The sequence below is a fragment of the Mesorhizobium sp. P3_A9 genome (assembly GCF_056402975.1).
The window spans coordinates 1-11,196 of record NZ_JBFUGJ010000196.1; the positions used below are offsets into that span (position 1 = coordinate 1).

The 11,196-nt window shown below is 58.9% G+C and carries 11 protein-coding genes and 1 pseudogene; 7 read left to right on the forward strand and 5 right to left on the reverse strand.

Annotation, left to right across the window (positions count from 1 at the left end; all coding sequences use genetic code 11):
* The 3 genes and pseudogenes from AC1DX0_RS22885 to AC1DX0_RS22895 form a co-directional block, all read right to left on the reverse strand.
* Positions 1-437: pseudogene (locus tag AC1DX0_RS22885) on the reverse strand (hypothetical protein); the annotation flags it as partial.
* 577 nt (positions 438-1,014) lie between these two features.
* Entirely contained in the window at positions 1,015-1,365 is a 351-nt protein-coding gene (locus AC1DX0_RS22890) for a putative quinol monooxygenase (protein WP_477223843.1), read from the reverse strand.
* A 227-nt stretch (positions 1,366-1,592) separates the two neighbouring features.
* The gene (locus tag AC1DX0_RS22895) at positions 1,593-2,477 is read right to left on the reverse strand and encodes a LysR substrate-binding domain-containing protein (RefSeq protein ID WP_477223842.1); all 885 of its coding nucleotides are present in this window, start codon (positions 2,475-2,477) and stop codon (positions 1,593-1,595) included.
* A 100-nt stretch (positions 2,478-2,577) separates the two neighbouring features.
* Here AC1DX0_RS22895 and AC1DX0_RS22900 point away from each other — a divergent pair, with 100 nt between their 5' ends.
* On the forward strand, positions 2,578-3,741 hold the full coding sequence (locus AC1DX0_RS22900) for a serine hydrolase domain-containing protein (protein ID WP_477223841.1): 1,164 nt from the start codon (positions 2,578-2,580) through the stop codon (positions 3,739-3,741).
* Positions 3,742-3,783: 42 nt separating this feature from the next.
* Here AC1DX0_RS22900 and AC1DX0_RS22905 read toward each other — a convergent pair whose 3' ends face one another.
* Positions 3,784-4,689 (reverse strand): LysR family transcriptional regulator, encoded by a 906-nt coding sequence (locus AC1DX0_RS22905; RefSeq protein WP_477223840.1) that lies wholly within the window; start codon positions 4,687-4,689, stop codon positions 3,784-3,786.
* A 265-nt stretch (positions 4,690-4,954) separates the two neighbouring features.
* On the opposite strand from AC1DX0_RS22905, the gene AC1DX0_RS22910 reads away from it, so the two are divergent.
* From AC1DX0_RS22910 to AC1DX0_RS22930, 5 genes are all read left to right on the forward strand, one after another.
* Positions 4,955-5,254: a superoxide dismutase gene (locus AC1DX0_RS22910; protein WP_477223839.1), complete on the forward strand. Its 300-nt coding sequence runs from the start codon at positions 4,955-4,957 to the stop codon at positions 5,252-5,254.
* A gap of 104 nt (positions 5,255-5,358) precedes the next feature.
* Positions 5,359-6,417 carry an NAD(P)-dependent alcohol dehydrogenase gene (locus AC1DX0_RS22915; RefSeq protein WP_477356937.1) on the forward strand — a complete coding sequence of 353 codons (1,059 nt, stop codon included), beginning with the start codon at positions 5,359-5,361 and terminating at the stop codon, positions 6,415-6,417.
* A gap of 2 nt (positions 6,418-6,419) precedes the next feature.
* Positions 6,420-7,109: a type 1 glutamine amidotransferase domain-containing protein gene (locus AC1DX0_RS22920; protein WP_477356939.1), complete on the forward strand. Its 690-nt coding sequence runs from the start codon at positions 6,420-6,422 to the stop codon at positions 7,107-7,109.
* 86 nt (positions 7,110-7,195) lie between these two features.
* The gene (locus tag AC1DX0_RS22925) at positions 7,196-8,173 is read left to right on the forward strand and encodes an amidohydrolase family protein (protein WP_477223836.1); all 978 of its coding nucleotides are present in this window, start codon (positions 7,196-7,198) and stop codon (positions 8,171-8,173) included.
* A gap of 136 nt (positions 8,174-8,309) precedes the next feature.
* Positions 8,310-9,050 (forward strand): SDR family oxidoreductase, encoded by a 741-nt coding sequence (locus AC1DX0_RS22930; protein WP_477223835.1) that lies wholly within the window; start codon positions 8,310-8,312, stop codon positions 9,048-9,050.
* A gap of 784 nt (positions 9,051-9,834) precedes the next feature.
* Here AC1DX0_RS22930 and AC1DX0_RS22935 read toward each other — a convergent pair.
* Positions 9,835-10,071: a hypothetical protein gene (locus AC1DX0_RS22935; protein WP_477223834.1), complete on the reverse strand. Its 237-nt coding sequence runs from the start codon at positions 10,069-10,071 to the stop codon at positions 9,835-9,837.
* 484 nt (positions 10,072-10,555) lie between these two features.
* On the opposite strand from AC1DX0_RS22935, the gene AC1DX0_RS22940 reads away from it, so the two are divergent.
* Positions 10,556-11,196 (forward strand): ATPase domain-containing protein (locus tag AC1DX0_RS22940; protein ID WP_477356941.1); only part of this gene is annotated, 641 nt, incomplete at its 3' end.

Genomic DNA, 11,196 nt, shown 5'->3' on the forward strand with positions numbered 1-11,196 from the left:
AATAAGGAATCCCGGATCGTGCCGCCGATAACGTCGTCGTCCTCGACCGCGTCGTCTCGTGAGTAGCCGACATAGCTATCTTCGATGAGGAAGGTGCCAGTGCCGCCGACACGGATGCCATCCCAAGGCTGGGTGATTGTCCATTCGTCGATCACAAAGCTGTGGGCTGAATTCACACGGACTGCGGCGGAGTTGACGTAAATATTCTCCCAGTCGCCGGTTTGGGAGACCGTGCCGTTGATCGTGCCGCCCAAAGCCACGAGGTTGTCGCCGGGGTTGACGACCGCGAAGGGATAGAGGTTGGTGGGGCTTCCCTGATTGGCGACGATCCACGAGGCGCTGGTGGCATCGATTATGGTGTCGGCGGGCAGACCGGATATTTTATATTGGCGGTAGCCATAGTCGCCGCTCAAGACAATGGTGTTCGTATTGGCCATGCTTGGCCACCTTTCACACCCCTCGCCCTTTTCGCCACGTGCCTGAAGCCAGAAAGGCCTGCACATATCAGAGCCCCGTCGGCGATGTCGTGCAAATCACAAAATATGACAAAATATCGGACACCCACGTCCAATTACAGCGCCCCGCAGGATAAGTACGTCGATCCCGCTATAGGGCTACCACGACCAGTCGGCTAGTCATCTCGTTGACGAGCGCAAGCGCCCGCGCAAAGTCGCGGTTCCATGGATGTTCCTTTCTGATGATTGGCTATGGTCGGCGCCAGGAGGACCGAGCGGATGAAGAAGTACGACGAACCCAGAGGGGACCGGGTGAAGCTTCCGAAGTCTTGGTCGGAATTGCGTCCCGGCTTGCGATGGCTATGGGCGTCCATCAATAAATTCAATGGTCATGGTGGGCCCGGAGGGCATATTAAAATCGTTGATTTTGTTGAGTTTTTCGTGGGCCAAAATCAGAAATCTTCCCGTATCGTTCCGTATGGCTCCGAGACTGCCTTAAAGTTGAAGGAACGCCTTCACTGCGTTCGACAACGCTCCCTAGCCGTCTCGAAAAGTACCGTCACCGCTCCGCCAGCGGTCGTTCCATGTCGAGTGCATTCAAATTTTTTGCACCGAGCACGACAGGCGTTGCTTGGATGAGCTTGAGCGACTTGACCATCTTCACCGTCGCGGCCTTGTACTTCTTGAAATGAGCGGATTCCAAATGCGACCGGTATGCATCTGTATCGCGATAGATTTCGAAAACTCTCACGTGGGAGGGATTTTCGCTTTCGGCCACGGCATACAACACAAGGACTCCCGCCTCTTCGCTGACCGCCGTCGCAATCTGCTCCTCGACCGCAGCTTTATAGTCCTCGAACCGGGCRGGATCGATTTCGAGCTCCGCTATCTGCACATAGAGATTTTGCATTTCCCCACGGGACGGGAGTGGAGCGCCTCCTGTGCCCTTTATCATTCCATTCCTTCCTTGTGTGGCGGCGCCTACCGGCCAGCGTCGCAAAGCCAGGTGCGCCTCTGCGCGTGATTATCGCGATCATAAGGTTTGCGGCCTTAAGCCTCAACGCGTTTCGGCAACTCGGAGACCAGAGCATCGATTGCCAGTCGTGACCGCAGCGGCGGCTTGTGCAATGAATGGACCTAACCGCAAAACCAATCGATGAATGCTCGGAGTTTTGGCGGCTGATTGCGTGTGGGATAATAAAGCTTGAACTGGACAGGACCTGGCTCGAATCCTGTCAAAAGCTCAACCAGTTCACCTGCCTCGATGGCAGGTATTTCCGTCGCTCTGTAGAGTTGGGCGAGACCCAGGCCCGAGCGAACGGCAAAATCGAAATGGTGATTGTCGTCGAACACCAGTCGCGGTGGCGGATCGAGACGAAAAACCTGATCGTTGACGTTGAAGGTCAACGGCTCCAGTCGCTGGCTCCCAGGAAACCTGTAACGGATAACCTCGTGGCTTCCCAGATCATTAGGATGCTGCGGGGTGCCAAAAGCTTCCAGGTAGGAGCGCGAGGCCAGCACTGAGCGGCGAAGAGGTGGACCAATGGATCGAGCGATCATATCCATCTCCAGTGTATCTTGAAAACGGATTCCGGCGTCGAAGCCACCAGCTACGATATCGGACAATCGATCGTCGGTTGCGAGTTCGATTGTGATGTCCGGGTAGTGCCGGACGAAGGCGACCAGTCGCGGCAAGATGCAGACCTGAGCCGCCAGCCGCGACAGGTTGATCCGCAAATTTCCTGCCGGCCGCTTCCCAACCGTCCGAACCCGGTCGAGTGCGTCCGCGATGTCGCTGAACGCTCGGTCCGTGTTTTCAAGCAGGAGGCGGCCCGCCTCGGTCAGCCGGACACTACGGCTTGTGCGCTCGAAAAGCCGGACCCCCACAAGGGACTCGATCTGGCGAATCTTCTGCGACACCGCTGACGGCGTTATCCCCAACGGGCCGGAAGCGGCTGTGAAGCCATTGGTCGTGGCGACCATCCGGAAGATCGGCAGCAGCGAGAAAAGATCGAGCGCCATCATTAAGTCCTGCTTCAAGGCTCTTGAAGCATGACCCAACTCGACTTCACAATCAAGCGGAGCCATCTAGGGAGCATCTTTCAAACCTGGAGTTAAAAATATGACCGAAGATTTGGCCCTAAGGGCATGGCCGGACAGCCTCGCAAACGCGATCGATGTTGCGATCGAGGACGCACTGGCAGAGGGCCGCATCGCTGGTGGCGTCGTGCTCGTCGCCCAAGATGGCAAGATCGTTTACGAGCGGGCGGCAGGCTTTGCTGACCGTGAGACAGGCAGACAGATGCAGATCGAGACGCCTTTCCGCTTCGCTTCCGTCACGAAAGCCTTCACGACCATGGCTGCGTTGAAATTGATGGAGGCCGGACGTCTGTCGCCCGAAGACAGGGTGACGAAGTATCTGCCGGAGTTTACGCCTCGTCTCGCCGATGGCTCGATAGCCGACATCAGGATCGGTCAGTTGATGGCGCATACGGCCGGGCTGGACTACCGCAACCAGCAACCCGCCGATGGACCCTATGCCCGTGCCGGGGTGTCGGATGGTCTTGAGGAGAGCCGGGGCTCACTCGAAGCAAATCTCGCCCGTATCGCTAGCGTGCCGTTGGATCGCATTCCCGGCGAGGGCTGGCGCTACTCCATTGCGACGGACGTTCTGGGCGGCGTGATTGAGGCCGTCACCGGCACGACCCTTGACGGCGCAATCAGCGCCCTGGTCGCCAAGCCGTTACAATTGGGTGCGGCGTTTCATTGGCCCCAAGAGGATATTGCGGTCCCCTACCACAATGGCGCATCGGCGCCCGTGCGGATGACCACCGGTGTCGAGGTGCCGCAGCGTTACATTGAAGGTCCCGGCGTTCGCTTCGATCCGGAGCGCATTCGCGACGCGTCCGCCTGGCCCTCGGGCGGCGCGGGCATGGCTGGCCGCGCGCGCGACGTGCTGACCCTGCTTGAGGCTTACCGCACCGGCGCTTTCCTGGGCGATGATCTGCGTGAAGCGGCGAGGACCCCCAGAGTCGGCGCGGAGGCTCAGGCGATGGGCCCGGGGTGGGGCTTTTCCTGGCTGGGCGCTGCCCTGATCGACCCCGCGTCCACCGGTAGCAAATGGAGCAAAGGATCGGTTTCCTGGGGCGGAACATATGGCAATTGGTGGGGTATCGATTTCGCCAGGAAGAGAAGCGTCGTCTCGATGACGAACACTGCCTACGAGGGAATGTCGGGCAGGTTCGCGCAGAGCATCGCGGCGGCGACCGCGATGCCGCTTTTGTAATTCTGGCTCAGAGCGTGATCGGACAGACGGCAAGCTACGGCCTCAAGCCTCCACGCGTTTCGGCAACTCGGAGACGAGGGCATCGATTGCCAGTCGTGAGCGCAGCGGCAAATATTGAGTGGCCGGCCAGACAGCGTAGCACTCCATCGATGCGCTTGGACGATTGGCCCACAATGCAACGAGAGAGCCGGCAAGCAATTCATCGCGGATGAGCCAGTGGGGAACCCAGGCCAGACCCATACCGTCGACGGCGGCGTTAGCGATGGCCTCGAGGTCATCGAACCGAAGCCGCGACGTGACCGAGATGTCGATTAGTTTGCCGCTAGCGTCTGGGAGTTGCCAGGCTTGTCCGTGATCGGCGCGCCAATAGAGCAACGTGTCATGGGCTGCCAGATCCGTAATTTCATCGGGAGCACCCTTGGCGGCCAGATACGCGGGAGCGGCACAGAGGACCTTGCGTTGGCTGGTGATGCGCCGCGCTTGCAATCCAGCACCGTTGCCCAAGACACCGTTGCGAACCGCGAGGTCCACGCCATCGGCAATCAGATCGACCTGCCTGTCGCTGAAGCTCAGATCGAGTTCGAGCCGAGGGTGCTCGCGGGCGAAAGCGAGAAGAACAGGCGCTACACAATAGCGGCCAAACAACACCGGCATGGAAACGCGCAGCCTTCCCACGACGTCGCGTCTTCCCGATTCGAGAAGGGACTCGCCAGCCCGCAGTTCCTCCATCGCACGCAGGCACCGCTCGTAATATTGCTGGCCGTCCTCCGTCAGATTTTGCGTGCGGGTGGTCCGGTGAAAAAGGCGAACACCGAGCCGTTCTTCCAACCGTGCGATGGACTTTCCGACAGCAGAGCGAGTGAGTGCAAGCCGTTCGGCAGCCTTGGCAAACCCACCAGCTTCAACCACCTCGACGAATACCGGCACGCCGTCAAATCGATTACGCATCTAGCGACTGGTCCCAGGAAGGGTATGAGCATTGTAGAACGGCGGGAACCAAAAACGGGAAGAACTGTCGCCACCGCCAACGTTCATTCTACGCTAAGTACAAAAACACGCCAACGATTTTGAACGGTCGCGGTCATGCACCGCATTATTGCGGCCGGCAACAGCCATCTGGAGCTGGAAGCCTATTTGGGTCGGCGCGTTGCCCAGACCGTGCGCCGACTTCAGCCTGCTTGATCCGCATTTTTCTCAACCCAGGAGCCTCATCATGAAACTGCTTTGCCTCGACATTCCCCAACCCGGCGCCACCATGGAACGGTATCAACCGCATATGACGGACGAAGTCCGCCATACCTGGCAGGCTTACAAGAGCGGTATCGTGCGCGACATCTATTTCCGCCAGGACCGTCCGGGCGTGGCCATCATCGCCGAATGCGACTCGATCGATGCCGCCAAAGAGGCTCTGAGCGAGTTCCCGCTGGCCAAGGCCGGGCTCATCGACTGGGATGTTATCCCGCTTGGCCCTTTCCTCAATTGGGAAACGCTGTTCGCATCCGGAAATGCCTGAGACTGCGCAAAATCACGGAGCACTTCGCGCCCGCCGCGATCGGCGGGCGCAGCAGCTTTCGTCAAGCGCTTCAATCCCGTCTGGATCGACAAGGAATACGGACAATGAATGTGCTGGGCTATTCCGCACCATCGGCCACCGGGGCTCTTGAGCCTTTCGCCTTCGAGCGGCGCGCTGCGCGGCCCGACGATGTCGTGATCGACATCGTCTATTGTGGGGTCTGCCATACGGACCTGCATTTGGTCCGCAATCACTTTGGCTTCACGAGTTATCCCATCGTTCCCGGCCACGAGATCATCGGAAGGGTTCGACAGGTCGGCGAGAAAGTCAGCCGCTTCAAGGCGGGTGACATGGTCGGCGTCGGCTGCATGGTCGACTCCTGCCAGCACTGCAAACCCTGCCTCAATGGATGGGAGCAGGACTGCGCCGAAGGCGCGACCTTTACCTATGCCAGCATCGACAGGCACGATGGCAGCCCAACCTATGGCGGCTATTCCGACATGATCTTGGTGTCGGAGAGGTTTGTTCTCGCTCTGCCCGATGGACTCGATCCGGCCGGGGCCGCGCCGCTCCTATGCGCCGGCATTACCACCTGGTCGCCGCTCCACCGCTGGAATGTCCATGAAGGCAGCAAGGTCGCCGTGATCGGTCTTGGCGGCCTCGGCCACATGGCGCTGAAGCTCGCCAAGGCGCTCGGCGCCGACGTCACGCTGTTCACCCGGTCAACCGGCAAGGATGAGGACGCTTTCCGCCTCGGCGCCGATCATGTGGTGCTGTCGAGCGATCCGGCCCAGATGGCGGCCGTCGCCGRCCAATTCGACGTGATCATCGACACAGTCCCCTACGACCACGACGTCAACCCATACATGCCGACGCTTGCGCTGGAAGGCGTGCTTGTCCTGATTGGCTATATGGGGCCGCTTGGCACGCCGGTGAACGCCGGCGGCGTTGTGCGCGGCCGCAGGGCGATCTCGGGATCGTTCATCGGCGGCATCGCCGAGACCCAGCAGATGCTCGATTTCTGCGGTCAGCACGGCATCGTCTCGGATGTCGAGATCATTGCGATCCAACAGATCAATGAAGCCTATGAGCGCATGTTGAAGAGCGACGTAAAGTATCGCTTCGTCATCGACATGGCCTCACTCAAATCACGAGGAACATGACAATGCCAGACAATATCAAGCCCATTCTTTGCGTCGTCACCAGTCACCCGATCCGCGGCGACAGCGGCGAGCCGACAGGCTTCGCCATGGTCGAGCTCACGCATCCGCTTGCGGTGTTCCGCGAAGCCGGCATCCCGGCCGAGATCGCCTCGATCCGGGGCGGGCATCCACCGATCGACTTCTTCGACCTCAAGGATCCGGTCAACGACCGCTTCTGGCACGACCAGGAATTCCGTGACGCGCTCGCCCACTCGCTGATCCTTGGCGAACTCGACCCGTCACGCTATTCGGCGGTTTTCTTCGCCGGCGGCCACGGGACGATGTGGGACTTTGCTGACAATGCGGCTGTCCAGCGCGTCATCCGCGAGATCTACGAAGCAGGCGGCATCGTGTCCGCAGTTTGCCATGGCCCGGCAGCCCTGGTGAACGCGACGCTTTCGGACGGCAGCTATCTCGTAGCCGRCAAGAAGGTCGCCGCCTTTACCGACGAGGAGGAGGCGGAGGTCAAGTACACGAAAGTCGTGCCTTATCTGCTCGCGACCACTCTCAAGGAGCGGGGTGCGCTGCACCAGCCGGCCCCGAACTGGACGGAGAAGGTTGTGGTCGACGGCCGCCTGATCACCGGCCAGAACCCGGCGTCCGCGCACGGCGTCGGCGAGGCAGTCGTCGGTCAGCTGACCGCAAAGTCCTGAGCGACAATATCCGGGCCATTGATCTTGGGCGCGACGAATAGCTGTCGATCTGAGGCGCCGGAGTGCAGCAGGAGGAAGGAGCAGAGATGAAGATCATCGCGATCGAAGAGCATGTACTTCCCGAAGAGGTGCAGCATGCGTGGAACACCATTGCCGGCGCCGATGACGGAACACTCGGGCTCAATCCCGGGATCCTCGGCAATCGCCTCGCTGATCTTGGCGAGCAGCGCCTCGCGCTGATGGACGAAACAGGTGTCGACGTGCAGGTCCTCTCCCTGACGACGCCCGGCCTCAACAACCTTGGGAATCACGCCGCCGATCTGGCTCGCCGGGTCAACGATCTCCTGGCTGAAACCGTGGCCTCGAAGCCATCCCGCTTCCAGGCATTGGCAGTGCTGCCATCCGCAAGCCCTGACGCAGCCGCGCAGGAACTCGAGCGCTGTGTCCTCGAGCTCGGCTGCAAGGGCGCCATTCTCTACGGCCGCATCGGTGAGAAAAATCTGGACCATGCGATCTTCGAGCCGACATTCGCCCGCGCGGCGGAGCTGGGTGTCCCGCTGCTGATCCATCCCCAGATTCCGCAGACGAGCATTCGCGACGCCTATTATGCGGGGTTCGGCGCACCGGTTGACCTTGCCCTCTCGACCTTTGGTCTTGGATGGCACTACGAGGCCGGCATTCAGTTCGTCCGCGTCGTCCTGGCCGGGGTATTCGACCGCCATCCCAACCTTCAGATGATCCTTGGCCACTGGGGCGAAATGGTGATCTTTTATCTCGAGCGGCTCGCAATGCTCGATCGGGTGTCGGGGTTGCAGCGGCCGTTTGTCGAGTATGTCCGCAACAATCTCTATCTGACCGCCAGCGGAATGTTCAGTCCGGCATATCTGCAGCAGGCGATCGGCGCCGTCGGCCCCGACCGCATCCTGTTTTCGACGGACTATCCCTACCAGTATCGCCCAGGAAGCGACGCACGGAGATTCGTGGAAGATCTGACGCTCGACAACGCCGACAAGGCGAAGCTTGCCCACGAAAACTGGGAGCATTTGACCAGGAGTTCTGGCTAAGAACCCGGCGCAGCCGGGTCCCAGCCTCAACGGATAGCAACACCTACACCGGCTCGCCGGTCGTAAAGGTTTGTCCGCTGATAGGCCTAAGTCATCGTCGGTGCACCTCCTCAATTCATTAGAAGGACCCACGACATTGAAGCTCACAGGAAATACAATTCTTATCACCGGCGGCGCAACCGGTATCGGTTTTGCGCTCGCGCGACGCTTTTCCGAAAAAGGCAATCAGGTTATAATCTGCGGTAGGAACGAAGCCGCTCTTCGCAAAGCGAAAGAAGAAGCGCCGGCGCTAGTCACCCGCATCTGCGATATCGCCGATACCGCAAGTCGCCGGTCGATGGCCGATTGGCTGAAAGCGAGCCATCCAACCCTCAATGTCGTCATCAACAATGCCGGCGTTCAGCACCGGCGCGACTTCAACCATGATCCGGAGATCGCCACTCTCGATCAGGAAGTGGCTATCAACCTCACAGCGCCTATCCACCTGATCGCCGACCTGCTGTCCACCCTCAGGCAGCAGGAGCACGCTCATATCATCAACGTCAGCTCGGGGCTGGCCTTCTCGCCGATGGCGGATGTGCCGGTTTATTGCGCCACCAAGGCCGCGATTCACTCCTTCACGCTGAGCCTGCGCCATCAGTTGAAATCGACAGGAATCCGGGTGGTGGAGATAGCCCCACCGATTGTCGATACCGGTCTTGGTGGCAACACGCGCAGTGAAGGGACAGCCAACCGTATGATGGTCAGTTCGGAAGAATTCGCCACGGAAGCGCTTGCGCAGCTCGAAGCGGACAAGGACGAGGTGCTTGTCGGTATCTCTGCCCAAACACGCCAGCTGGGCGAAGCCTTGTTCGAGCGGATGAACAGCCGCTCCTGAGCCACCATGGGATTGCCGCGCGGGTCTCGGCAATCCCCGTCGTGCGCCGCGCGCCTCAAAGGTTCTATTAGCCATGTCTGCGGGCCGGACAGCGGATCAAATGGTGGGCCTGGACGTGCACTGAAAAAAGATGCCTGACAATCGATGCTATCGCGCCGCTTCCCCTACTCCCACTCGATTGTTTTCAATCCAGCTACGTCATTGATCTAGCTGGTCTTTTCTTATCAGAACCCGTCCAATTTGCACGCTCAAGCCGCCGATCACCGCATGCATCGCTGGAAGGTCTTTCGAAGCCGGAGTTGTTGGGCTACGTGTGACGGGTGCCATCAACGAGACGGAGGAAATTGACGAACGGGCCCAAAACCATTTCACCCAAAAGGCACAGGCTTACCCGACAACGCTCAATTCAAACTCAAAGAATTATGCGTAAGCTACTGATTTGTAATAAGTTGGTGGGCCCGGAGGGTCAGCATTTTCTACACAAAATCAATACGTTAGCGGATGGTTCGCCAAGCCGTTTCCTTCGTATTCTCTCGTATGGTCTGGCGAACCTAAGGACGATGAACGCGACTAATTACAGGCGTCAAGATATCGCCGATGTAGCCGCAGGTCGTCAGGAACTCCTTGGTAGTGAACTACCGAAATGGGGCCGACAGCAGATCGTCCGCTAAAAATGTGGGCAACGCAAAAAGCGGACATAGCGACCTGATGCCAAAATGCTTGCGAATGTTGCGCTAAAATCCGTACCGCCGCCAGATTGTGACAGAGATAGGAGCCAAAGGTCCTAACCAGCTACCTTGCAGTAATTATTCCAGCGGGCGCGCATCGCAATCTTCAACATATCGTCATCAGCCATGCCGGTCTGGAAAAGCCTAATGAGTTCCGCAGCGATTTCTTGCGCGTGTGAGGTGTCGGGAAGCACATGAAATTCAACACACAGGCAGTCAAAAACGGCTTTTAGTGCGTCGAGGTCGTTGGGATAAAATGCTTCGCCGTAAGAGCGCACTGGTCGGTTATGCATCAGACGCCTCCAAAGACGAGAGGGTGCGATGGTCGCTCCCAAGCAGCGAAGCCCAAAGAGGGCTCCGCCAACCTGATCATTTTGGCAGCGTCGCTATCGGCCGTCATTAAACTATGATGTAACGGCAACGGATTCCTTAATAAGCATTTGCGACGGTACAACGCTGATTGGCGCTCCGACAAGCGACAGACGCGAATGACGGCCGACCCATCATCGTCCTGTACCGCAACGACCTACGCATTTTGAACAATCGGACACTTTCGTCCGCAGTCGACGCGGGCAGCCCCTCATACTGCTTTTCATTCTTGACGAAGGTCTGCAGGACTCGCGTCTGGCAGGGGAAGCAAGGCGGGGGTGGCTCCATCGATCGCCACCGCGTCCGGCAATCAGCGCAAGCCTGCTTTGGACAGCGCTTGAAACACGGCCTCGTTTTGCCGTGCGAAGCGGAACCATTGAAATCGCCATCCGTTAGGCTGTTCACGAAATGCATGAGCGAGGCAACGTGGACCAGGATGACGCTTCACCTATACCATCCGGCGTTAGCGGCCTCGATTATGTCCTGCGCGGCGGGTACGCGAAATTCCGTTCACATCTCGTCGAGGGCAGGCCGGGTTCAGGCAAAACAACCCTCGGTCTCCAGTTCCTGATCCATGGCGCGGAGACCGGCGAGAAATGTCTTTATATAACCCTCTCCGAAAGTAAGCGAGAACTGCGATCCGTAGCTGACCGGCACGGCTTTTCACTCGAGGGTATCGAAATACTCGAACTGGTGCCGCCAGAGCTAAGTCTCGACCCGTCGCAGCTTCAGACCTTGGTGCACTCCTCCGATCTGGAATTGGGTGAGACGGTGCAGTCCGCGCTTGCCGAAATCGAGCGTATCAAACCGGATCGGGTCGTGTTCGACTCCTTGTCGGAGATCCGCCTTCTGTCACAAGGATCGTTGCGCTACCGGCGGCAGGTCTTGGCGTTGAAGAGCTTCTTTCTCCTAAACAACGTCACTGTGCTTCTACTGGATGACCTCACTGCCGAGCATGATGATCTCAACTTGCATTCGATCAGCCACGGCGTGATCCGCATGGAGCAGCTTTCGCCAATCTATGGAGGGGAACGTCGACGGCTTCGTGT

What these genes read in the sequence shown, in the direction of transcription:
- AC1DX0_RS22900 (WP_477223841.1), top strand. Translation starts at nt 2,578, where the DNA reads ATGACCGAAGATTTGGCCCTAAGGGCATGGCCGGACAGCCTCGCAAAC.
- AC1DX0_RS22895 (WP_477223842.1), bottom strand. Translation starts at nt 2,477, where the DNA reads ATGGCGCTCGATCTTTTCTCGCTGCTGCCGATCTTCCGGATGGTCGCC.
- AC1DX0_RS22905 (WP_477223840.1), bottom strand. Translation starts at nt 4,689, where the DNA reads ATGCGTAATCGATTTGACGGCGTGCCGGTATTCGTCGAGGTGGTTGAA.
- AC1DX0_RS22910 (WP_477223839.1), top strand. Translation starts at nt 4,955, where the DNA reads ATGAAACTGCTTTGCCTCGACATTCCCCAACCCGGCGCCACCATGGAA.
- AC1DX0_RS22925 (WP_477223836.1), top strand. Translation starts at nt 7,196, where the DNA reads ATGAAGATCATCGCGATCGAAGAGCATGTACTTCCCGAAGAGGTGCAG.
- AC1DX0_RS22935 (WP_477223834.1), bottom strand. Translation starts at nt 10,071, where the DNA reads ATGCATAACCGACCAGTGCGCTCTTACGGCGAAGCATTTTATCCCAAC.